Origin of the sequence: Streptosporangium subroseum (genome assembly GCF_900188345.1) — a bacterium.
Classification (GTDB): domain Bacteria; phylum Actinomycetota; class Actinomycetes; order Streptosporangiales; family Streptosporangiaceae; genus Streptosporangium; species Streptosporangium subroseum.
In genome coordinates, this window is the sequence record NZ_FZOD01000026.1 from 86,178 (window position 1) to 107,247 (window position 21,070).

The 21,070-nt window shown below is 69.3% G+C and carries 22 protein-coding genes; 14 read left to right on the plus strand and 8 right to left on the minus strand.

From position 1 onward, the window contains the following. Positions 1 to 49 precede the first annotated feature (49 nt). The 4 genes from CHC08_RS24745 to CHC08_RS24760 all read right to left on the minus strand — a co-directional run bounded on the left by CHC08_RS24745 (position 50) and on the right by CHC08_RS24760 (position 3,774). Positions 50 to 592 carry a GNAT family N-acetyltransferase gene (locus CHC08_RS24745; RefSeq protein ID WP_179282195.1) on the minus strand — a complete coding sequence of 181 codons (543 nt, stop codon included), beginning with the start codon at positions 590 to 592 and terminating at the stop codon, positions 50 to 52. A gap of 74 nt (positions 593 to 666) precedes the next feature. Continuing rightward, on the minus strand, positions 667 to 1,524 hold the full coding sequence (locus CHC08_RS24750) for a LutC/YkgG family protein (RefSeq protein WP_245878542.1): 858 nt from the start codon (positions 1,522 to 1,524) through the stop codon (positions 667 to 669). Further along, a complete protein-coding gene (locus tag CHC08_RS24755) occupies positions 1,521 to 2,933 on the minus strand; it encodes a lactate utilization protein B (RefSeq protein WP_089209753.1) in 1,413 nt (470 codons plus the stop codon). The genes CHC08_RS24750 and CHC08_RS24755 overlap by 4 nt, the downstream gene beginning before the upstream one ends. Before the next feature lie 85 nt (positions 2,934 to 3,018). Beyond that, entirely contained in the window at positions 3,019 to 3,774 is a 756-nt protein-coding gene (locus CHC08_RS24760) for a (Fe-S)-binding protein (RefSeq protein WP_089209754.1), read from the minus strand. A 69-nt stretch (positions 3,775 to 3,843) separates the two neighbouring features. On the opposite strand from CHC08_RS24760, the gene CHC08_RS24765 reads away from it, so the two are divergent. After that, positions 3,844 to 4,578 carry a FadR/GntR family transcriptional regulator gene (locus tag CHC08_RS24765; RefSeq protein WP_089209755.1) on the plus strand — a complete coding sequence of 245 codons (735 nt, stop codon included), beginning with the start codon at positions 3,844 to 3,846 and terminating at the stop codon, positions 4,576 to 4,578. A gap of 143 nt (positions 4,579 to 4,721) precedes the next feature. Here CHC08_RS24765 and CHC08_RS24770 read toward each other — a convergent pair whose 3' ends face one another. After that, complete coding sequence (locus CHC08_RS24770) at positions 4,722 to 6,212, minus strand: sulfatase family protein (protein ID WP_089209756.1); 1,491 nt, start codon at positions 6,210 to 6,212, stop codon at positions 4,722 to 4,724. A 108-nt stretch (positions 6,213 to 6,320) separates the two neighbouring features. On the opposite strand from CHC08_RS24770, the gene CHC08_RS24775 reads away from it, so the two are divergent. From CHC08_RS24775 to CHC08_RS24785, 3 genes are all read left to right on the plus strand, one after another. Next, positions 6,321 to 7,340, plus strand: a complete 1,020-nt coding sequence (locus CHC08_RS24775; RefSeq protein ID WP_089209757.1) for an LLM class F420-dependent oxidoreductase — start codon at positions 6,321 to 6,323, stop codon at positions 7,338 to 7,340. 134 nt (positions 7,341 to 7,474) lie between these two features. Then, positions 7,475 to 8,125, plus strand: coding sequence for a response regulator (locus CHC08_RS24780; RefSeq protein WP_089209758.1), 651 nt, complete (start codon positions 7,475 to 7,477; stop codon positions 8,123 to 8,125). Positions 8,126 to 8,210: 85 nt separating this feature from the next. Beyond that, complete coding sequence (locus CHC08_RS24785) at positions 8,211 to 8,987, plus strand: DUF4328 domain-containing protein (RefSeq protein ID WP_089209759.1); 777 nt, start codon at positions 8,211 to 8,213, stop codon at positions 8,985 to 8,987. Between the two features lie 156 nt (positions 8,988 to 9,143). Here CHC08_RS24785 and CHC08_RS24790 read toward each other — a convergent pair whose 3' ends face one another. After that, complete coding sequence (locus CHC08_RS24790) at positions 9,144 to 9,410, minus strand: DUF6504 family protein (protein WP_089209760.1); 267 nt, start codon at positions 9,408 to 9,410, stop codon at positions 9,144 to 9,146. Between the two features lie 72 nt (positions 9,411 to 9,482). Beyond that, complete coding sequence (locus CHC08_RS24795) at positions 9,483 to 10,238, minus strand: GntR family transcriptional regulator (RefSeq protein ID WP_089209761.1); 756 nt, start codon at positions 10,236 to 10,238, stop codon at positions 9,483 to 9,485. Between the two features lie 512 nt (positions 10,239 to 10,750). On the opposite strand from CHC08_RS24795, the gene CHC08_RS24805 reads away from it, so the two are divergent. The 7 genes from CHC08_RS24805 (at position 10,751) to CHC08_RS24835 (ending at position 18,359) form a co-directional block, all read left to right on the plus strand. After that, a complete protein-coding gene (locus CHC08_RS24805; protein WP_089209763.1) occupies positions 10,751 to 11,917 on the plus strand; it encodes an ABC transporter substrate-binding protein in 1,167 nt (388 codons plus the stop codon). A 3-nt stretch (positions 11,918 to 11,920) separates the two neighbouring features. Further along, a complete protein-coding gene (locus CHC08_RS24810; RefSeq protein WP_089209764.1) occupies positions 11,921 to 12,802 on the plus strand; it encodes an ABC transporter permease in 882 nt (293 codons plus the stop codon). Next, positions 12,790 to 13,653, plus strand: a complete 864-nt coding sequence (locus tag CHC08_RS24815; RefSeq protein WP_089209765.1) for an ABC transporter permease — start codon at positions 12,790 to 12,792, stop codon at positions 13,651 to 13,653. Before CHC08_RS24810 ends, CHC08_RS24815 begins: the two co-directional genes overlap by 13 nt. After that, positions 13,650 to 14,744: an ABC transporter ATP-binding protein gene (locus CHC08_RS24820; RefSeq protein ID WP_089209766.1), complete on the plus strand. Its 1,095-nt coding sequence runs from the start codon at positions 13,650 to 13,652 to the stop codon at positions 14,742 to 14,744. Before CHC08_RS24815 ends, CHC08_RS24820 begins: the two co-directional genes overlap by 4 nt. Next, complete coding sequence (locus tag CHC08_RS24825; protein ID WP_089209767.1) at positions 14,734 to 15,432, plus strand: HAD family hydrolase; 699 nt, start codon at positions 14,734 to 14,736, stop codon at positions 15,430 to 15,432. The genes CHC08_RS24820 and CHC08_RS24825 overlap by 11 nt, the downstream gene beginning before the upstream one ends. 37 nt (positions 15,433 to 15,469) lie before the next feature. After that, positions 15,470 to 17,320, plus strand: a complete 1,851-nt coding sequence (locus CHC08_RS24830; protein ID WP_245878543.1) for a serine/threonine-protein kinase — start codon at positions 15,470 to 15,472, stop codon at positions 17,318 to 17,320. A 79-nt stretch (positions 17,321 to 17,399) separates the two neighbouring features. Further along, entirely contained in the window at positions 17,400 to 18,359 is a 960-nt protein-coding gene (locus CHC08_RS24835) for a quinone oxidoreductase family protein (protein WP_089209769.1), read from the plus strand. Positions 18,360 to 18,676: 317 nt separating this feature from the next. Here the strand turns inward: CHC08_RS24835 and CHC08_RS24845 are convergent, their stop codons facing one another. Next, positions 18,677 to 19,564 (minus strand): LysR family transcriptional regulator, encoded by an 888-nt coding sequence (locus CHC08_RS24845; RefSeq protein ID WP_089209770.1) that lies wholly within the window; start codon positions 19,562 to 19,564, stop codon positions 18,677 to 18,679. 459 nt (positions 19,565 to 20,023) lie between these two features. On the opposite strand from CHC08_RS24845, the gene CHC08_RS24850 reads away from it, so the two are divergent. The 3 genes from CHC08_RS24850 to CHC08_RS24860 form a co-directional block, all read left to right on the plus strand. Then, complete coding sequence (locus CHC08_RS24850; RefSeq protein WP_089209771.1) at positions 20,024 to 20,353, plus strand: PadR family transcriptional regulator; 330 nt, start codon at positions 20,024 to 20,026, stop codon at positions 20,351 to 20,353. Positions 20,354 to 20,355: 2 nt separating this feature from the next. Then, complete coding sequence (locus CHC08_RS24855) at positions 20,356 to 20,769, plus strand: DUF1048 domain-containing protein (RefSeq protein WP_089209772.1); 414 nt, start codon at positions 20,356 to 20,358, stop codon at positions 20,767 to 20,769. Continuing rightward, a partial coding sequence (locus CHC08_RS24860; RefSeq protein ID WP_143653336.1) for an ATP-binding cassette domain-containing protein occupies positions 20,769 to 21,070 on the plus strand: 302 nt, incomplete at its 3' end. The genes CHC08_RS24855 and CHC08_RS24860, both read left to right, overlap by 1 nt.

Here is a 21,070-nt window from a genome sequence, read left to right on the forward strand (position 1 = left end):
CGCGGCTTTCTCACCGTTCTCCGCCTCCCCCGCCGCAATCAGGCGTGGATCAGACCGAATCGGTTCTGAGCAGACCGAACACCACCAGGTCGCACGGGCCGCCCGCGTTCGTCCCGGCGGCGCGCAGCACCCCCTCCCTGACGAACCCGGCCTTCTCGGCGACCCGGAGGGAGGCGACGTTGTCCAGGTTCGCGCGGAGCTCGATCCTGTGCAGTTCGGTGGCCGCGAACACCCAGCCCGCCACGCCGCGCACGGCCTCGGGAGCGTAGCCCCGGCCGCGGTGCAGCGGGTGCACGCCGTACCCCACCTCGGTGGTTCCCGCGCCCCAGAGGGTCCTGTACAGGCTGATCGCGCCCACGATGAGCTCGTCGGCCTCCATCGCCAGATGCACGCCCTGACCCGAGCGGTGCAGCTCGTGCACCCCGTGAGCGAGCCACTGGGAGATGCCGGACGGGTGGCCGGGCGCGCTGGGCGGAAGGAACCGCGCACGCGCCTCGACCACCTCGCGGATACGTCTCTCGTCGCCGGAGGCGAAGGGACGGAGCACGAGCCGTTCGGTCTTGACGGACAGATCAGGTGCGAAGGCGGTCACACGTTTCCCTTGTCGTCTCTTGTCGCGGAGTAGGTGAGGTCTGACCGCAACCCGTGCCCGATGCCCGCCCGTCCTCAGCGGACGATCACGACCTCGAGCGTGCGCGGGCCGTGCACGCCCTCGACCCGGTTCAGCTCGATGTCGCTGGTCGCCGAGGGACCGCTGATCCAGGTCAGCGGCCTGGACGGGTCGAGCCGGGCGACGGCCTCCGGCACGCCCGCCACGATCTGCCCGACCCGCACCACGCACAGGTGGTAGTCCGGCACCAGGGTCAGCGCTCGCCGCCCCTGGCCCGGCCCGGCGTCCAGCACGATCGTTCCGGTCTCGGCGATCCCCACCGCGCAGCCGGTGATGACGCCGTCGACCGCGTCCAGCTCCGCCGCGCTCAGCACGGGCTCATCCCGCACGGCCCGTACGGCCCGCGTCCCCAGGTCGGCCGCGGCTCCCACCCCGGGACCGGCCGCAGCTTCCGGTTCAGGATCGGCCACGGTTTCCGTTCCGGGATCGGTCACGGCTTCCGCTCCCGGAACGGTCACGGCTCCGGGATCCACCGGCGCGGTTTCCGTCCCGAGAGCCGACTCCACCGCCGCGACCCATTCGCCGGGCAGTCCGTCCGGCACGACCAGCCGGGTGACCGCCTGCCGTTCCAGCGCCGCCGCGATCACTCCCGCCACCTCGTCCGCGTCCACCACGTGCACCACGGCCCGGTAGTCGGCCACCCTCTCGGCGAACCGCTCCACCACCCCGGTCAGGTCCGCCGACGTGCGGTAGGCGCGGGTGATCTCGACGTCGGGGGCCCCGGCCACGGCCGTGCGGATCCTCGACAGGATCAGCTCCCTGGTCTTCGCGCTCGCGCTCGCCCGGGGTCCCCGGTCCCGTGCCTCCGCGACGGGTTCGAGGCCGGGCCGGGACTCGGCTGCTCCGCCGCTCATCGGGCGCCTCCATCGGTACGGTTCCACCAGTCGCGGAAGGACTCGGCGGGGATGTCGGGGATCTCGCGGGTGTTGGTCCAGGCGGACAGCGGGCCGGGGAGATGTTTGGGGACGAACCTACGGAAACGACCGCCGAGACGCTGGGCGCCCGCCAGCCGTCCGGGACTGTTGAACACCCATCCGGCGGCCCTCATGCCCAGGCGCTCGGCGCGCGGATGGGGGGCCTTGGCCCGCAGGTGGACCAGGACCTCGGGGATGTCGATCGCCACCGGGCAGACGTCGTAGCAGGCGCCGCAGAGCGTGGAGGCGTAGGGCAGGGACGCGTCCAGCTCGGAGCTCATGCCGCGCAGCTGCGGGGTGAGGATCGCCCCGATCGGGCCGGGATAGACCGAGCCGTAGGAGTGGCCGCCCGCGCGTTCGTAGACCGGGCAGACGTTCAGGCAGGCCGAACAGCGGATGCACCTCAGCGCCTGGCGGCCGACCTTGTCGGCGAGGACCTGGGTGCGGCCGTTGTCGAGCAGGACGAGATGGAAGTCCTGGCCCTCCGTCGCTCCGGTCCAGGTGGAGGTGTAGGGGTTCATCCGCTCGCCGGTGGAGCTCCTGGGCAGAAGCTGGAGAAAGACCTCCAGGTCCCGCCAGCTCGGCAGCAGCTTCTCGATGCCGACCACGCTGATCAGCGTCTCGGGCAGGGTGAGGCACATCCGGCCGTTGCCCTCGGACTCCAGGACCACCAGCGTGCCGGTCTCGGCGATCATGAAGTTGGCGCCGGAGATCGCGACCTTGGTGGACAGGAAGCGTTCGCGCAGGTGGAGCCGGGCCGCCTCGGCGAGCGCGCGGGGCTCGTCGGTCAGCCCCTCGGGCGCCGCGCGACCCCAGTCGGCCATCTTGTCCTGGAAGATCTCACGGATCTCCGAGCGGTTCCGGTGGATCGCCGGAACCAGGATGTGCGAGGGCCAGTCGTCGCCGAGCTGCACGATCAGCTCGGCCAGGTCGGTTTCGTAGGCGGTGACGCCCTCCGCCTGGAGGGCCTCGTTCAGGCCGATCTCCTGGGTCGCCATCGACTTGACCTTGACCACGCTGGTCTCGCCGGTGGCCTTGACCAGATCGGCGACGATCCGGTTGGCCTCCTCCGCGTCGGCCGCCCAGTGGACGTGTCCGCCGGCCGCGGTGACGGCCTCCTCCAACTGGAGGAGGTAGCGCTCCAGGTTGCGCAGGGTGTGGTCCTTGATCTCCTTGCCCGCCTGGCGGAGCTCCAGCCAGTCGGGCAGCTCGCCGACCACGGTGGCCCGCTTGGCGCGGATCGTGTGCGTGGCCTTGCGGAGGTTGAACCTGAGCTGCGAGTCCTGTACGGCCGCCGCGGCGTTCACGGGGAACGCGGGCATGCCGAGGAATGTGTCGCCCCCGCTCATCGCACGGCCCCTTCCCCGGGCGGCGGTGTTTCACGGTCGTGGGGAGCACCGCGCCAGGAGGTCGCGGGCACCGGTGTGGCGTCGATCATCGGACGACCTCCGTGGTGGCGAGGATCTCCGCGAGATGCATGATCCGGACCCCGGTGCGCTGGCGCTTGAGGGTGCCGCCGATGTGCATCAGGCAGGAGTTGTCCGCGGCGCACAGCACCTCGGCGCCGGTGGCGGCGACGTTGCTCACCTTGTCGCTGCACATGGCCGCGGAGATCGCCGGGTTCTTCACCGCGAAGGTGCCGCCGAAGCCGCAGCATTCGTCGGCGCCGGGGAGCGGGACCAACTCCAGCCCCTTGACCTGCTCAAGCAGGCGGGTGGGACGGTCGCCCAGGTGGAGGCCGCGCAGGGAGTGGCAGGTCGGGTGGTAGGTCACCCTGTGCGGGAAGTAGGCGCCGACGTCGGTGACGCCGAGGACGTCGATCAGGAACTCGGAGAGGTCGTAGACCTTCGGCACCATCTCGGCGACCTCGTCGGCGAAGGAGACCCCGGCGGCCGCGGTGGCGGGCGTGCGGGCGCGGGCCAGCCTCGGGTACTGCTCGCGGACCATCGCGGCGCACGATCCCGAGGGCGCGATGACCGCGTCGTAGGAGGCGAAGACGTCCACGAAGTGTCTCGCCAGCCGCCTGCCCTCCGCGGGATATCCCGTGTTGACGTGCATCTGACCGCAGCAGGTCTGCGCCTGGGGGAACTCGACGTCGCATCCGAGGCGGCGCAGCAGCGTCACGACCGCCTGCCCGGTGCCGGGGAACAGCGTGTCGTTCACACACGTGATGAACAGGGCTACGCGCACGACACTCCTTTCGCTTTTTGGTCCGACCACAGTATGGTCTGACCATATTTTTTCACAAGGGGAGGGCTTTTGAGCGGATGGGAGCCGGTACGGCGTACCCGGGCGTTCGAGGATGTGATCGCCCAGATCGAGCTGCGCATCGCGGGTGACGGTCTCACGGTCGGCGACCGCCTGCCGGCCGAGCGCCACCTCGCCGAACAGCTCCAGGTCAGCCGGTCGTCCGTACGCGAGGCGATGCGGGTGCTGGAGACGCTGGGCGTGGTGTCGTCGCAGGCCGGACGGGGCCCCGACGCGGGCGCCGTACTGATCTCCAAACCCGCGGAGGCCCTGACCGACCTGCTCAGGCTTCACCTCGGACTGTCGAGCCTCTCCCTCGACGAGGTCGTCGACGCCCGGCTGATGATCGAGCAGTGGTCCGCCGCCCACGCCTCCGTGCACGGCGCCGACCTGTCGGTCCTGGCCGCCGCGCTGGAGCGCATGGAGCGCGCGACGACGGCCGAGGAGTTCGTCGAGCACGACACCGCGTTCCACGTCGGCATCGCCGAGGCCTCGGGGAACCGGCTGATCGCCGCCATCATGCTCTCCCTGCGGGACTCGCTCCGCCGCTACGCGGTCGAGGCCGTCGAACGCCTCGGCGACACGGCCGGGCTCATGGCCGACCACCACCGGATCTATCGGGTCATCGCCGCCGGGGACCCCGCCGAGGCGTCGGCCGCCGTCGAAACCCACCTCCGGTACGCCTATCCCGACATCTCACCGGCCCTCCGCCCCCGGGAACACGGAGCGGAGCCGGCCGGTCCATAACGGAAGGCCAGCACTCCATCGTCCCGGTGACGGGGTTGGCCGGCGGCGCCCCCACGCACCGTTGACCGGGTTTCCCCGCGACGGGGCCTCGGAACAACCCGATCAAAATTTCGACGACATCCCGCCGGTTCCCGGCGGAAGGCTCACTGCCCCTTCGGGACCGGGGTCAGGGACAGGTCGGGCAGCGCGGGAGGCCGGACGGAGTCGGCCGAACGGCAGGTGGCGCCCGAGCAGGAGACCAGGGCGTCGAGCTGCTGGTTGAACTGGGCGATCACCGTGAGCGGGACCTTCGCCGCGAGGTTGTGAAGCTCGTAGGGATCCCTGGCTAAGTCGTAGAGCTGGTATTCGCCGGTCGAATAGCGGACGAAGAGGCTCTGTGCGGTCCGCATGCCCGCGTAGGCGGGGACCGGGGTCTGGCGGGCCGAGCTCTGGTTGGTCGGGCGATAGAACTCCAGCAGCACGTTCTGGCGCCAGCCGGGAGGGGTCCGGCCCCGCAGGAGCGGGAGCAGGGAGCGGCCCTCGGCGAAGCTCGGAAGCACGGCTCCGCCAAGCTCGGTGAAGGTCGGCGCGAGGTCCACGCTGGCTCCCAGGTCTTCGACGACACCACCGGGCCGGACGCCCGGTCCGCGCACCACGAGAGGCACCTTGATCGACTCGTCGAACGGGGTGGTCTTGCCCTGCGCGAGCCGGTGCTGGCCCAGGTGGAATCCGTTGTCGGAGCTGAAGAAGATGTAGGTGTTGTCCAGCTTTCCGGTGGCGCGCAGGGTCTCGACCAGGGTGCCGACCATGTCGTCCACGCTGAGCATGGCCCTGAGCCGGTTGCGGTAGCGCTCGTCGATCTTCGCGATCGTTCTCTCGCTGAACAACGGCAGGGAGCGTAGCCATAGAGGCTCGTCCCTCACGTCGCTCTGGTCGAAGGAGCCGGTACGGGGGGCGATGGCGTCGGCGAAGGCGTCGCGGTGCCGGGGCGCGTAGCTGGCCGGGTTGTGCGGCCCGATCGGGGCGAGATACAGGAAGAACGGATCGTCGCCCGGCCGGCTGACGAACGAGGCCGCCTTCTGGCTGAGCACGTCACCCAGATAGTCCTGGGCCATGGCGCCGTAGTTTCTCAGCGCGCCGTTCTCGTTGAGCGTGTAGTTGTACTGCTGGTAGAGGTTGCTCACCGGCACGGCCCAGTCGTTCCAGCCCTGCGGCACGTAGGTGGGCGCGGCGACGTCGCCGGGATAGTGGTTGAGGTATTTGCCCAGCAGCCCGGTCCGATAGCCGGCCGACTGCATCCAGGTGCCGATTGTGGAACGTTCCAGGCCAGAGTTAAAGAATTTCGTGAAACCACCCTCGGGGGCTGTATTGGTCAGAACTCCATGGCTGTGGACATATTGGCAGCGCAGGATGGACGCGCGCGATGGGCAGCACCAGGAGTCCGGGACGAAAAAACGGTCGAAGCGGGTGCCGCCACGGACGAGCTGATTCCAGATATTCGGAAATTTCTGTAGATCGCCAGCTTCCAGGTCATCAACGAGGATGAACACGATGTTGGGTTTTTTGGCCGCCTGCGCCACGGCGGGAACCGTTCCCGAGGCGGCGAGGGCGAGGAGCAACATCAGGGAGAAAACCCTGCGGACAGCGTTAAGCACAGATGCTCGTTTCCCGGAAGACTGAATTTTGACACCTCCCATTCGACCAACAAAGGTAGAACGTGTTCTAATTACGAGGCGCGTATTCGGTGTTCGGAGGAGACCTCCATGAGTAGTGATCTGAAGCTTGGCCTGAATCTCGGCTACTGGCAGCGTAACTCCGACGACTCCACCGAACTCGTCCAGGCCGCCGAACGGCTGGGATACGAGTCCGTCTGGACGGCCGAGGCCTACGGCAGCGATGCTTTCACCCCGCTGGCCTGGTACGGCGCGCGGACCTCCCGCATCAAGCTGGGCACCTCCGTCGTCCAGATCTCAGCCAGGACCCCCGCCGCGACCGCCATGACCGCGATGACGCTCGATCACCTGACGGGCGGCCGGCTGCTCCTCGGCATCGGTGCGTCCGGACCCCAGGTGGTCGAAGGCTGGTACGGCAGACCATTCCCCAAGCCGCTCGCCCGCACCCGTGAATACGTCGAGATCATGCGCAAAATCTGGCGCCGCGAGGAGCCGGTGACCAGCGACGGCGAGCACTATCCGCTCCCCTACCCGGGCGGTGCGAACCTGGGCAAACCGCTGAAGCTGATCACCCGCCCCCTCCGCGCGGAGATCCCGCTCTATCTGGGCGCCGAGGGCCCCAAGAACGTCGCGCTCGCCGGCGAGATCGCCGACGGCTGGCTGCCGCTGTTCGTGTTCCCGGAGAAGATCGAGCGGATGTACGGCCCTTCGCTGGCCGGCACCGGGCCGGACTTCGACATCGCCGCCATGGTCATGACACTGATCACCGACGACGTCAGATCCGCGCTGGACGGCGTGAAGATGATGCTGACCCTCTATATAGGAGGCATGGGAGCCAAGAGCCGCAACTTCCACGCCGACATCATCGGCAGGATGGGTTACGCCGAGGCCGCCGAGGAGATCCAGGCGCTCTATCTGGCCGGACGCAGGGACGAGGCGTTCAACGCGATCCCGGACGAGCTGGCCGACGGCATCTCCCTCGTCGGCCCGGTGGGCCGGATCCGCGAGCGCCTGGAGCTGTGGCGCAAGAGCCCCGTCACCAACCTGCTGGTGATGGGCCCCCGCGACGAGGCCTCGCTGAGGACGATCCGCGATCTCGTCCTGGGCTGATCCCCGCACGCCTCCACATGGGGCCGGCCTCCCCATGTGGAGGCGTCACGGCGGATCGACTCAGAGCCCGGTTGATATATCGGTGCATCGCCTGAAACGTCGATATCCCGTCCCCAGCTGGCAGAATCCATCGGGTGACGATTCGGGTGCTCATCGCGGACGACCAGCAGTTGGTGCGGACCGGTTTTCAGATGATTCTGGATGCCCAGCAGGACATGGAGGTCGTGGCGACCGCCGCGAACGGCGCCGAGGCGGTCGAACAGGCACGGAGACTCCGGCCCGACGTGTGTCTGCTGGACATCCGGATGCCCAAGCTGGACGGCCTGGAGGCCACCCGGATCCTGGCCGGGCCGGGGGTTTCCGACCCGATGCGCGTGGTCATCGTCACCACCTTCGACCTGGACGAGTACGTCTACGGAGCGCTGCGCGCGGGGGCGACCGGGTTCCTGCTGAAGGACAGCGGGCCGACGCTGCTCATCGAGGCGGTCCGGGCCGCGGCGGCCGGGGACGCGCTGGTGTCGCCCTCGGTGACCGTCCGCCTGCTCGAACACCTGGCCCCTCCCCGGGCCGGCTCCACCCGCCCGCCCGGCGAACCGCTCACCGAACGCGAGCTGGACGTGGTCCGCCTGGTGGCCCGGGGGCGGACCAACCAGGAGGTCGCCGCCGAGTTGTTCGTATCGCTGTCCACGATCAAGACCCATCTGGGGAGCATCCAGACAAAGCTCGGCGCCAGGAATCGAGTGGAGATCGCGGCTTGGGCGTGGGAGTCGGGTGTTGTGAGCTGATTACGCGGGAGCAGACTGATTAGCGGAGGAGCAGACGGGATAAAAGAAGGGCAAGTCCTTCAGCGCATGCCGGGGGGAGATATACATGCGCTTCATCTCGTCTCCACAGAAGTCTCCACAAAAAAGGTCGGCCTCGGCCGTCTATGTGACCCTTTCCGCCCAGGTGCTCGCGACCGCCGCCCTGGTGGTGTTCGAACAGGCTCGTGGCCGGCGGCTGGCCCGGGAGATCTCAGCGCTCGGCGGCGACCCCCATGCCCCCGGCGCGCAGGCCGTCGTCGGCGCGGTCAGCCTCTTCGCCGTCCTGATCATGTTTGCCGCCGTGACCACGATCGCGGCCGTCATCGCCTGCCTGGCCTGGCTGATCCGGGCCAGACAGGACGCGGGCCAGGCCCGGCCGGCAGCGCCTTCGGTCCTGGCCGGCTGGTTCGTACCGGGGGTCAACCTGATCGCCCCGCCGGTGATGATGGATCGTCTGTGGTGGGCCTCCCGCCCGCCGGCGGATCGCCGTACGCGCTGGCTGGCGCTTCTCGCCGCCTGGTGGCTGAGCTGGCTGGCCGCCCTCACGCTGGTGCTGGTACGGCTGTTGTCGGGCCCGTCCCAGGGGGGCACCAGCCTGACCGGCCTCGGCCCGACCGAGCTGGCCGCCATCACGGTCGCCGCCCTGCTGTGCGCGGCGACCGTACGGCAGATCACCAGGATCCAGGCCGTGAGCGGCCGGCACCGGACCCCGGAGAGCCGCGTCGTCCCGCGACCCTTTCCCCTGAGCGTCTCTCAGGTCGCCACGGAGCCGGTCCCTCTCGTCGCCGCGGAGCCGACCCCGCACCTCACGTCGCAGGCCATGCCGCAGGCCGCCCCCAAGTGATCCCGCGAGTCGCCTCCGGGCGGACCTCGGCCAACGGATCGACACCGCGGATCGGCACCGCCGGGCGGGCCTGACACCGGGGCCGTCGAGACGGGCCCGACGGCGTCACGGTGAGGTTCGGCGGTGAACAGGACTCGGCGGCGTCGAACCGGGATGTCAGTCCAGCGCCCTCATCAGCAGCCAGCCCTCGGCGGCCGTGTCGAAGCGGAGCTCGTAGGTGCCGCCCCTGCCGCCGGGACCGGCCTCAAGGCGCCAGAACCGGCGCTCGCCCGGGTCACTCTCGGAGATCTTCCACAACTCGCGCGCGACCACCCAGTGATCGAGGATCCGGCGGACGGTGTGGAGCCGATCGCGCCAGACGAACTGGACCGGTTGCCCCTCCCGGGTCCACACCTCGATCGGGTCGCCATAAAGTCTGCTCAAGACATCTCTCCCCCCGCGGCCTTCGGATGAGCACCCGGGGGAAGGCGGGTTTACCTAGTCGAACATACGTTCTTATGAGCTCGGGCGCAAGTCCCCCATCTGCCGTACCAGCGGGTTGGCGTCCACCGAGTTGCGGATGCTGAAGGTCACGCTGCCCGCGCGGTAGCGGTCGTCGGACCACTCGACCGGGCGTCCCTCGTGCGTGGTGGTGACCCGGCGCTGGCGCAACAGAGGGCTGCCTCGCCGTACGCCCAGCAGCTGGGAGTCCTGCACGCCCGCCGCGACCGCGTCGATGAGGTGCTCGCCGTAGGCGAAGACCAGCCCGACGCTCTCGAAGAGCGCCTGGGTGATCGACTCGCAGTCGTGGTCGATCCGCTCGACGGCCGGGGCGATCCACCCGGCGTAGACCGTCCGTTCCAGCATCACGGGCTCACCGTCGAGCGAGCGGAGCCGCAGCACCGACAGCACCGGATCACCCGGCTGGAGCGCCAGCCGTACCGCCTCGGTGACGCTCGCGCCCAGGCGGCGCTGTTCCAGCACCTGCCCCTTGACCCGGTAGCCCATCGCCCGCGCCCACTGCGCGAAGCTGTGCAGCTCGGCGAAGCTCTGGCTGCGCTCACGGCCGAGCACGATACGTCTGGCCCCCTGCCTGGACCCCACCAGGCCCTCGGTGGCGAGTACGGCCACCGCCTGGCGGACCGTGCCGCGCGAGGCCGAGAAGCGGACGGCGAGCTCGGCCTCGGAGGGCAGCTGCGCCCCCACGGCGTACTCGCCCCGCACGATGGCGTCGCGCAGTTCTTCCGCGATGCCCACGTAACGGGCCGTCATGATCGCGCCCCCGCCGATGCCCGATCGGACATCCGCCCGAGCGCCCGGCCGGGTCCCCCCGAAAGCGCCCGATCGGCTTCCCGCCCGGACACCCCTCGAAGTACCCGGCCGGCTCCCCCTCCGGACGCACCTCGAAGTACCCGGCCGGCTCCCCCTCCGGACGCCCCTCGAAGTACCCGGCCGGCTCCCCCTCCGGACGCCCCTCGCAACGCCCGCTCGGACAACCGGCTCGATCCCCACCCGCTACACAATCTCGCTCCGCCTCTCAAATCCGTCCTTCCGCGCCCTGCCCGGCGCACAGTGAAAACCTCCATCTGTGCGCACTGGGCGGCCGATCCTGACCACACCATAGGCAAGCAGAACCGCCCATGAAGCCCCAGTCGTTGCATTTCACTGACGTACTTCGGGTGTTCACCGAACGGAAACCGACTACCGACCCGCTGGGTCTAGCTTGTTTGTACAAGTTCGTCTACTTTCGTTGCTTATTCCGCGCCACCCCCTTGGGAGACAAAGTGCTCGCATCACGAATTCGCTTCGCCGGCTTGGCCGCGTTCCTCCTCGTAGGCGCTACGGCATGCGGTGCCGCTCCGAGCACCACCGCTGCCCCCGCCGCCGACGGCAGCGCCGCGGCCGGCGTGGACGCCAAGACCGCCGCCTCCGCGGCCGACTTCGGCGGGCTGGACAAGCTCGTCGAGGCCGCGAACAAGGAGGGCAAGCTCCACGTCATCGCCCTCCCGCCGGACTGGGCGAACTACGGCAAGATCATCGCAGCCTTCAAGGCGAAGTACCCCGGGATCCAGATCGAGGAAGAGACCCCCGACGCCGCCAGCGCCGACGAGATCAACGCGGTGAAGACCCGCAAGGGCCAGGACCGCGCCCCCGACGTGCTCGACATCGCCCAGTCCTTCGCGATCAGCGGTGCCGCAGAGGGCCTGTTCGCGCCCTACAAGGTCCAGACGTGGGACAAGATCCCCGAGAACCAGAAGGAGGCCACCGGCCTCTGGTTCAACGACTACGGCGGCTACGTCTCCATCGGCTGCGACGCCAAGAAGATCACCACCTGCCCGACGAGCTTCGCCGACCTGCTCAAGCCCGAGTACAAGGGCAAGGTCGCCATGAACGGCAACCCGACCCAGTCCGGCTCGGCGTTCGCGGGCGTGTACGCCGCGGCCCTGGCCAACGGCGGCTCCTTCGACGACATCCAGCCCGGCCTGGACTTCTTCAAGAAGCTGAAGGCCGCGGGCAACTTCAACCCGGTGGAGACCACCCCCGCCACCATCGAGAAGGGCGAGACCCAGATCAGCATCGACTGGGACTACAACAACGCCGCCTACGCCCCCAAGATGGCCGAGAAGGGCCTGGACTGGAAGACGAACATCCCGTCCGACGGCAAATTCCTCCAGCTCTACGCGCAGGCCATCAACAAGGACGCCCCGCACCCCGCCGCCGCCCGCCTGTGGCAGGAGTTCCTCTACAGCCCCGAGGGCCAGAACCTCTACCTGGCCGGCTTCGCCCGCCCGGTGCTGCTGCCCGCCATGAAGGCCGACGGCTCGGTCGACGCGGCCGCCGAGGCCAACCTGCCCCCGGTGGACGGTGAGCCCGCCTTCCCGACCGAGGAGCAGGTCACCAAGGCGAAGGAAGTCCTGGCCTCCGGCTGGGGCGCCGCTGTCGCGGGCTGATCGATGACGACCGACGGAGGTACGGCTGCCCAGGGCGGCAGCCGTACCCGTTCCAAGGGATGGCTCGCCGCCCTGCCCCTGCTCGCCTTCGTGGCACTTGCCTTCGGGATCCCGGCGATCGCGCTGCTGTTCGGCGCGTTCACCGTCAAGGACCCGAAGACCCTCACCTCCTCGTTCAGCACCTCCAACCTGACCGAGAGCCTTCAGGGCAACTACCTCAACACCCTCCTCAGCAGCGTGCAGCTGTCGGCCGTGGTCGCGGTGCTCGGCGCGATCCTGGGCACCTTCCTCGCCCAGGCCGTGGTGACCTCCCGGTCCCGGGCGCTGCGCGAGTCGGTGCTCACCGCTTCGGGCGTTCTGGCCAACTTCGGCGGCGTGCCGCTGGCGTTCGCCTGGATCGCCACCCTGGGCAACGCCGGCGTCATCACCAAGGCCTTCGGACTCGCCGACGGCGGCTGGAGCCTGTACAACTTCTGGGGCCTGGCCCTGGTCTACATGTACTTCTCGGTGCCCCTGATGGTGCTCACCGTGGTCCCCGCACTGGACGGCCTGAAGCCGCAGTGGCGGGAGGCGGCGGGCAACAACGGCGCCACCACCTGGCAGTACTGGCGTCACGTCGGCATCCCGGTGCTGACGCCCTCGCTGCTCGGCGGCGTGGTACTGCTGTTCGGCGGCGCGTTCGCCGCCTACGCCACCGCCAGGGCGATGGTCGGCAGCACCGTCCCGCTGGTCACCCTGCAGATCGCGGACGCCCTGACCGGCAACGTGCTCATCGGGCACGAGAACATGGCGCTCGCGCTCAGCCTCGACATGATCGTCATCGCAGGTCTGGTCATGGCGGTCTACCTGCCGCTGCAGAAGAGGAGCAGCCGATGGTTGCGGTGACTCCGATCCTGGAGACCCCCCAGGTCGTCCCCCCCGCCCGCCGCCCGCGGCGTCCGAAGATCTGGCGCGGCGCGGTCCTGGGAATCGCGGCGATCTACTTCCTGGTTCCGCTGGGAGCCTCGTTCTGGTACTCGGTCTACAACGACCAGCAGGGCTTCTCCCTCAGCGCCTACCTGGACATCTTCAGTGCCGAGGGCTTCGGCACGAGCATGCTGCTCTCGCTCGCGCTGGCCGTCGCCACGATCGTGCTGGTGCTCGGTCTCACGCTTCCGGCGATGCTGGCCGTACGGCTCAGCGCACCCAGGCTGGGCCCCGTGCTGGAGGTGATCTGCACGCTTCCGCTGGTCGTGCCGCCGATCACCTTCGTGGCCGGGATCAGCATGGTGCTGCGCTGGGGACCCGACTACCTGGCCGCCACACCGCTGTGGGGGACCCTGATCGCGATCCAGAACGAGACGTTCCCCGTGGTGCTCGTGCTGGCCTACGTGGTGCTGGCGCTGCCGTTCGTCTACCGCTCGCTGGACGCCGGGCTCCGCGCGATCGACGTGCGCACCCTGGTCGAGGCGGCCCGCAACCTGGGCGCGTCGTGGCCGCACGTGGTGTTCCGGGTGATCATCCCCAACCTGCGCACGGCCATCGCCGGCGCCTCGTTCCTCACCCTCGCGCTGGTGCTCGGCGAGTACACCATCGCCGCGCTTCTCGGCTACCGAACCTTCCCGGTCTGGATCGTGACGATCTCCGGGGCCAACGGCCAGCTCTCCGTGGCCGTCTCGATCCTCAGCCTGCTGCTCATCTGGCTGCTGCTGCTCTTCCTGTCCAGCGCGGGTTCCAAACGAAGGAGCACCTCATGACCGCCAGCGTCGAGTTCCGGGGGTTGCGTCGTGTGTTCGGCAGCACGACCGCCCTGGACGGCCTGGACCTGACCATCGCGCCCGGTGAGCTGATAGCTCTCCTCGGTCCCTCCGGCTGTGGCAAGACCACGGCGCTGCGGTGCGTGGCGGGCTTCGAAACCCCGGACGCGGGCGCCGTGCTCGTGGACGGCAAGGACATCACCCGCCTGCCCGCCAACCGCAGGGACGCGGGCATGGTCTTCCAGTCCTACAGCCTGTTCCCCAACCTCAACGTCCGCGACAACGTGGCGTTCGGGCTCCGGGTCCGCAAGGTGCCCGCCGCCAAGCGCCACGCACGGGCGGCGGAGCTGCTGGAGCTGGTCGGTCTTCCCACGCATGCCGAGCGCTACCCGCACGAGATGTCCGGTGGCCAGCAGCAGCGCGTCGCGCTAGCCAGGGCGCTGGCGCTGGAGCCGCGCGTGCTGCTGCTGGACGAACCACTGTCGGCGCTGGACGCCAAGGTCCGCGTCACGCTGCGCGAGGAGATCCGGCGGCTCCAGCTGGAGCTGGGCATCACCACCATCTTCGTGACCCACGACCAGGAGGAGGCCCTCTCGGTCGCCGACCGGGTCGCGGTGCTGCGCAGCGGGCGGCTGGAGCAGTGCGGCCCCCCGGCCGAGGTCTACGACCGGCCGTCCACTCCCTTCGTGGCCGAGTTCGTCGGCACGATGAACCACATCCCCGGCCGGCTGTCGGGCAACGAGGTCACCGTCCTCGGCCAGCTCCTCCCGGTGGACGGCCCGGTCCCCTCTTCTTCCTCCGAGGTGGACGTGCTGATCCGGCCCGAGGCCGTGCTCGTCACCCCCTCCTCCGAGGGAAGTGCGATGATCGTGGCGTCGTCGTTCCGCGGCTCGTCCGCGCGACTGCGCGTGCAGCTGGGCGAGCTGGAGGTCCTCTCCGATGTGCCCGGCCACGAAGCGATGCGGCTGGCCCCCGGTACGCGGGTGAGCGTCAGCCTCGTGCAGCGTCCCGTCCTGGTCGCCGAACGCACCGCCGCCGTCCCCGCCGTTCAGGCGTCCGCCAAGTCGGGGAACCCCGCCGGTGTCAGTTGAGCTCCGGGCCGTCCTGTTCGACATGGACGGCACGCTCGTGGACACCGAGGGAATGTGGTGGGACGCGTGCGCGGCGGTGGCGGCGGAGCTCGGCCTGGAGCTGACCGACGCCGAAACCGGCCACGTGCTCGGCCGTCCGGTCGAGCACGTGGCGGCCCACCTCCTGCGGCGCGCCCCGTCCTCCCCGTCTTCCTCGGACACGGCCGACACGACCGACGCGCGGCTCGCCGAGGTCGGCGGGTGGCTCATCGAGGCCTTCGCGGAGCGGATCGCGGAAGGGGTGACGCCGTTGCCCGGCGCGATCCGGCTGCTGGACGACCTGCGGGCGGCCGACATGCCCGTCGCGCTGGTCAGCGCCTCCCCCCGGCAGATCGTGGACACGGTGCTGCGCACGATCGGGGCGGAGCGATTCGCCCTGGTCGTGGCGGCCGAGGACACCGTACGCGCCAAGCCGCTGCCCGATCCGTACCTCAAGGCCGCCGCCAACCTGGGCGTGGCCCCCGCCGAGTGCGTGGCCGTGGAGGACAGTCCCACCGGCCTCGCCGCCGCGCACTCGGCCGGGTGCCGGGTGCTCGCGGTCTCCGGCGGCATGACGGTGCCGGACGACGTCCTGATCATGGACAGCCTGGAACGCGTGGATCTGCCGCTGCTACGGCGATTGATCGAAGGAAGGACATCGATAGGCTGAGCCACTCATGTGACCACATATGCGGTTAGGTACGACTGTGAACAATCTCAGTCCCGGCGAATTTCTGCAGATCGGGCGATACCGCGTGCTCAGCCAACTGGGCAGAGGCGGGATGGGCACGGTCTACCTCGGCGAATCCGCGGACGGGCAGCAGGTCGCCATCAAGGTGATCAACCCGGAGTACAGCCAGCACGAGCAGTTCCGGATGCGCTTCCGCCGGGAGGCCGACGCGGCCCAGAGAGTTCGCCGGTTCTGCACGGCCGCGGTGATCGAGGCCGCACTCGACGGCGACCAGCTCTACGTCGTCACCGAGTACGTGACCGGCCCGAACCTGGAGGAGGCCGTACGGGCGCAGGGGCCGCTGCGCGGCTCCAGCCTCGACGCGCTGGCGGTCGGCGTGGCGACCGCGCTGACCGCGATCCACAGCGCCGGGGTCGTGCACCGCGACCTCAAGCCGTCCAACGTGCTGCTCTCCCCCATCGGCCCCCGAGTGATCGACTTCGGCATCGCCCGCGCGCTCGACACGCTCAGCGGGATCACCGGAACCGGCGAGATCATCGGCACGCCCCGCTACATGGCGCCCGAGGTGCTGCGCGGCGAGCCGGTCTCTCCCGCGTGCGACGTGTTCTCGTGGGGCTGCCTGGTGGCCTTCGCCGCCAGCGGCCGGCCGCCGTTCGGCGGGGAGGCGCTGCCCGCGGTGCTGTACCAGGTGCTCAACACCGAGCCCTCACTGGAGAACATGGAGCCCGCGCTGCGGGAGCTGGTGACCTACGCCATCGCCAAGGATCCCAGCCGCCGGCCCACCTCCCAGCAGGTCCTCGACCACCTGGTCGGCCGCTCCGCCGCGCCCGAGCAGACGGCCTACTCGGTCCAGGCCGCCTGGCAGCAGAGCCCTTCCACGCAGGGTCCGTCCTTGCAGGGTCCGTCCACGCAGCGTTCGTCCGTACAGAGCCCGTCCACGCAGCGTCCGTCCACGCATCGTCCGTCCACGCAGCGTCCGGCCGCCCAGACCACGCCCGCGGCGCACGAGACCGTGCCCTGGGCGGAAACCGCCGGACCGGCGGGGCAGCCTCCCGGCCCCGGCTCCGGTCGCACGGTTCCGGCGTCCCCGCGGGCCGGGCGACCGGCGGGCCAGAGGAAAATCCTCATCGGGGCTGCCGTGGCGGCCCTGATCGCGATTGGCGGCGGGCTGGGCCTGTATCTCGCGCTCTCCCCCGGCGGTCCTCCCGAGGATCTCGCCCTGCTCTACCAGGACGACTTCACCCAGAGCGGGACCGGCTGGACCGGCGGCCCCTACGATCCGGCCGTCGACAGGTACGGCTACGCCTCCGAGGGCTACTACGCCCTTGACGTGAACGGCGAATACGCCCTTCTGCGGGAGGAGGCGCCGACCGGCTTCGTGAGTGCCCCTCCGGCCACCCCCAACCCCACGGCCAGTCCCACCCCGATCACTCCCGCCCGGCTGCTTCTCGGCGTCGACGTCGGGATCCGCTCCGGCAGCGCCGGCCCGGGTGAGTACGGGCTGTTCTGCCGGGGCAAGGACGACACCAAGGCCACTCGTTACGAGTTTCTGCTCGACACCGCGGGCAACGCCCGCATCCGCAAGTCCGTGGAGAGCGCCGGAGGCGAGCTCACCAAGCCCGTCCCCGTCGACCTGCCCAAGGATCAGACCACCCGGCTCCAGGCCGAGTGCTCCGGCGACGCGGACGGTGTGCAGCTGACCATGTGGGTCAACGGCGCGCGGGTCCAGTCCGTCCGGGACACCAACCCGCTGCCCAGCGGGGAGGTCGGCATGATCGCCCGGGTCGGCGAGAAGAGCAAGGCCATCCTCAAGGCGTCGTTCGACAACTTCACCATGCACGGCCCGCTCTCCGCCAAGAGCCCCTGACCGAAAACGGGAACAACGAATGATCGGCACGAGGTTGGGGACGATCAAAGCGTCCGACTGACCGAAGGAGCTCAGCGCAATGCGTGCCATCGTCATCTCCGCCACGGGCGGGCCCGAGGCTCTCACCTACACCGATCATCCGGACCCCGAGATGAATCCGGGTGACGTCCTGATCGACGTCGCCGCCGCCGGAGTGAACTTCATCGACGTTTATCACCGGATGGGCCGCTACCCGCTGTCCCTGCCCTTCGTTCCCGGCAAGGAGGGCGCGGGCACCGTCGCCGCGGTCGGCGAGGACGTGCGGGAGTTCGCCGTCGGCGACACCGTGGCCTGGGGGAACGTGATCGGCAGCTATGCCTCGAAGGTCGTGGTGCCCGCGTCCCACCTGCTCGCCGTACCCGACGGGGTCACGGCGGAGTCCGCGGCGGCCATCATGCTCCAGGGGATGACCGCGCACTATCTGACCCACTCCACCTACGAGGTGAAGCCGGGCGACGACGTGCTGGTGCACGCCGCCGCGGGAGGAATGGGCCTGCTGCTCACCCAGATCGCCAAGCTGCGCGGCGCCCGGGTGATCGCCACGGTCTCCACCGAGGAGAAGGAGAAGCTGGCCCGCCAGGCAGGCGCCGACGAGGTCCTCCGCTACAGCGGCTTCGCCGAGGCGGTCCGCGAGCTGACCGGTTCCGGCGTGCACGTCGTCTACGACGGTGTGGGCGCGACCACCTTCGACGAGAGCATCGCCTCGCTGCGCCCGCGCGGCATGATGGCCCTGTACGGCCAGGCCAGCGGCCCGGTCCCGCCCATCGACCCTCAGATTCTCGCCCAGAGAGGCTCGCTCTTCCTGACCCGCCCCACCCTCGACTTCTACATCGCCACCCGCGAGGAGCTGACCGGGCGGGCCGCCGACCTCTTCGGCTGGGTGGCCTCCGGACAGCTCCGCGTGCACATCTCCCACCGTTACCCGCTGGCCGAGGCCGCCCAGGCACACGAGGACCTCGAGGCCCGCCGCACCACCGGCAAGGTGTTGCTCATCCCCTGAGGACCTTGAGGCCCCTCGTGCGGGACCTGGGCCCGGACTGTGGCGGCACCTTCCAGCACAACGGCAGCCCCCGGGGTGCTACGGGGCGCTGATGTACGGCTCGCCTGACGGCAACAGGACCCTGACCGCCTCGGTGACCACCGGGGACGCCACAATCGGCCCGGCGCAGGAGTTCCCGAAGGCGCTGGACAGGCTCGTCAAGGAGGTGTTCCGCGGCGGGCTGACGGGGGCCAAGCCGGCAGTGGACGGGGAGACATCACCGGACACGGAGCTCCTCGAACATGCGCGGCCAACGTTCCGTGCCCGGGATGCGCGGCTCAGACGACGAGGGTGCCGATGTCGGCGGCGACTCGGGCGAAGGCCCGGATGAGGTCGTTCTCGGCCTCGCTACGCCACACCAGGCCGAACGGCAGGGCGTCGATGTCATTTACGGGCAGGTAGGCGATGTCGGGCCGGCTCCAGAAGCGCCTCATGTGGGCGGGGAAGAGGTTGACGAGCTCCCCGGCGCTGGTCAGGGCGAGGATCTCCTCGCTGTTGCTCACCAAGAGGCCGCGTTCGATAGGGCGGCCCTTGCGGGTGTGGGACGGGAGGAAGCTGTCGGCCCAGTAGTCCGGCCTTGACGGGACGTCGCTGTGCTGGAAGTCGGCGAGTATCTCCAGCGAGACGGAGGTGCGCCGGGTGAGTTCGTGGTCGGTGGACACGGCCACCACCCGGGGGTCGGCGAACAGGACCGAGCCCACCGTCAGGTCGGGTTCTTCGACCGGCAGCCAGCAGATCAGGACGTCGACGTCGCCGCGGCGCAACCCGGCGAACGGGTCGCTGAAGGGGGCGTGCTGGATCTGCAGCTTCCACTGCGGGTGGCGGGTGCGGAAGGTCTCCCAGTAGGGGCGCAGGTCTTGAGCGTTGAGGGGGATCATGCCGACGCGTAGCACGGCGGTGACGCCTTGGGCGGCGAGTTTGGCGCGGCGCATGCCGTCCTGGAGCCCGGTGTAGACGGGCCAGAGGTCGTCGCGGAGCTGGCGGCCGAGCGGGGTCAGCCGGACCGTGCGGTTGGTGCGCTCGAACAGCGGGGCGCCGATCTGGCGTTCCTGTTTCTTGATGGCCTGGGTGACGCGGGCGGGGGTGACGCGCAGCCGTTCGGCGGTCCGGCTGAAATGCAGCTCTTCGGCAAGGGTCAGGAAGATCTCGATGTCGCGAAGTTCCACGACTCTCTCTCGCGTTAACTCGAGGGTTAATACTGCTTTGCGTACTTCGTCATTGTTCCAGATGGTTGTTCGCGTTGATCCTAGTTGCCGGGAGAGTTGGACCACTTCTGGAGTGACGACATGACGCCTTTGACAGGCAAGGCGGCGCTGGTGACCGGGGCCTCGCGCGAGATCGGGCGGGCCATCGCGCGGCGGCCGGCGACCGACGGGGCGAGGGTGCTCCCGCCGCGTCCACGACGGCGAAGCCGGGGATCGACATCTCCGGCGGGCTGACGCGGCCCGTCTTCTCCTCAGGGGGTGGCGGCGGGCTCACTCACGAGCAGCGATCAGGTCGCCCGCACCCACCCGCTTGCGGACTCGGCTTATGCCCCATCTATTTAGTGTTGCTAGGTACCAGTAGTCGGTGTTACTTTATACCGGTAGTCAGCAGCACCGAGTAGCTGAAAGGGGGGGCGCTCCATGGGCAAGCAGGTGACGGAAATGCTCAAGGGCGTACTGGAAGGCATCGTCCTGGCGATCCTGTCCGGCCGACCCGCACACGGCTACGAGATCACGGCGTGGCTGCGCGATCAGGGCTTCTCCGACATCGCCGAGGGCACCATCTACGCGCTGCTCATCAGGATCGAGCAGCGCGGCCTCGTCGACGTGGAGAAGGTCCCGTCCGAGAAGGGACCGCCGCGCAAGGTGTATTCCCTCAACGCTCAGGGACGGGCGTATCTCGAAGAGTTCTGGAGGACCTGGAGCTTCCTCACCGAACGGCTCGAACAGCTCCACGAAAGAGGAAATTAGACATGGAAACCGGATCGAACGAGCCCAAGAGCCGCTACCGGCAGTACCTGGAGGTGGTCACCGGGCCACTCCAGGACAAAAGGCGCTGGCGGCAATACAAGGCGCGCGTCAAAGAGCTTCCCGAAAACTATCGCACGGCAGTCGAAGCGCTGGAGCGATACCTGATGACCTTCGGGCCGGGAGACAGCACCGAGGCGGCTTCGATGTACGAAGACCTTGCCGACCTGTTCGAGCGGAGCGCGGCGGACGGAACCCCGATCCGCGAGATCTTCGGCGAAAACCCCGTGGAGTTCGTCGAGGCCTTCGCTCAGAACTACTCGGTGGGTTCGTGGATCGGCCGGGAGCGGGAACGGCTGACCAGCGCCATCGAGCGCGCCGCCGGCGAAAACACCGGAAAAGAAGAGAGGACCGTCTGATGACGGCACAGCAAGCCCAGGCGATCCATGTGCAGGGCCTGGAGAAGTCGTACAAGGAGCTGCAGGTGCTGCGCGGCGTGGACTTCGACGTGGCGCGAGGCAGCATCTTCGCGCTGCTCGGCTCCAACGGGGCGGGCAAGACCACGGTCGTGAAAATCCTGTCCACCCTGCTCAAGGCCGACGCCGGGACCGCCGGCGTCAACGGCTTCGACGTCGCCACACAGCCCGCGAACGTCCGCGAGTCCATCAGCCTCACCGGGCAGTTCGCCGCCGTCGACGAGATCCTCACCGGGCGGGAGAA